Source organism: Oleiphilus sp. HI0128 (assembly GCF_001635365.1).
Genome location: NZ_LWGG01000278.1, coordinates 1 through 1,176, shown reverse-complemented (window position 1 = coordinate 1,176; position 1,176 = coordinate 1). Strand labels below are relative to the sequence as shown.

Here is a 1,176-nt window from a genome sequence, read left to right as displayed (position 1 = left end):
ATCATTGGCCCTTCAAAGGTCGACATGCCATAGAACGATAGGGATACAATCAGGAACTTAAGGATCGGGTCAGAGCGTAACTTATCCCATGCGCCAGATAGCGTCATGATACCGTTGATCATACCACCCCATGACGGAGCTAATAGAACCAAGGAGAACACCATACCAAGTGACTGGGCCCAGTCTGGTAGAGCAGTGTATTGCAAATGGTGCGGACCAGCCCACATGTAAATAGAGATCAAAGCCCAGAAGTGTACAACTGATAATCTATAGGAGTATACAGGGCGATTCGCACGCTTTGGAACGAAGTAGTACATCATGCCTAAAAACGCCGCAGTTAGGAAAAAGCCAACAGCATTGTGTCCATACCACCACTGAGTCATTGCATCGGTTGCACCCGAAAAGACAGGGTAGGAATGAGTCAGGCTAGTAGGAATAGATAAGTTGTTAACGATATGAAGTACCGCTACAGCGATAATGAACGCTGCATAGAACCAGTTAGCAACGTAGATATGCGAAACGTTTCGCTTTACCAACGTGCCGAAGAATACAACACCATAGCTAACCCAAACGATTGCAATGAGTAGGTCTATTGGCCAGATTAGCTCTGCATACTCTTTGCCTTGCGTAAAACCAAGAGGCAGAGTGATTGCTGCTAATACAATGATTAACTGCCAACCCCAAAAGGTAAACTTCGCCAGACCAGGCGCGAACAGTGTCGTATGACATGTCCTTTGGACTATGTAATAAGAGGTTGCAAAGAGTGCACAACCACCAAACGCAAAGATTACTGCATTCGTATGTAAAGGCCGCAAGCGGCTAAAAGTTAAATACGGTAAATCGAAATTTAGTGCGGGCCATGCAAGTTGCGCGGCGATAAGCACACCGACAAGCATTCCGACAATTCCCCAGACTACCGTCATAATGGTGAATTGCCGAACTACTCCATAATCGTAGTTCTTAGGTTGAATAGGCGTTTGATTCATATGATTCACGTTCCTTATTATTTGCCAAAAGTTGGAAGCAAGCCGATTCTGTAGCGCCTCTACCTACTTTGCCTTGATGTATGTCAAGTGGGGTATATATTTATTCCTTTTATCAAGTGCTTAAGGGGTGGGGTTGATATACATCAAAGTGGGTAGTTTAGATTTTGTACAATTAACTAAAATTGAGAAC

The 1,176-nt window shown here is 44.3% G+C and carries 1 protein-coding gene; it reads right to left on the bottom strand.

Annotated elements, in window-relative coordinates; genetic code table 11:
* Positions 1 to 986, bottom strand: a 986-nt coding sequence (locus tag A3763_RS03670; RefSeq protein ID WP_068759891.1) for a cbb3-type cytochrome c oxidase subunit I, incomplete at its 3' end; no start/stop codon positions are given.
* Positions 987 to 1,176: the final 190 nt, after the last annotated feature.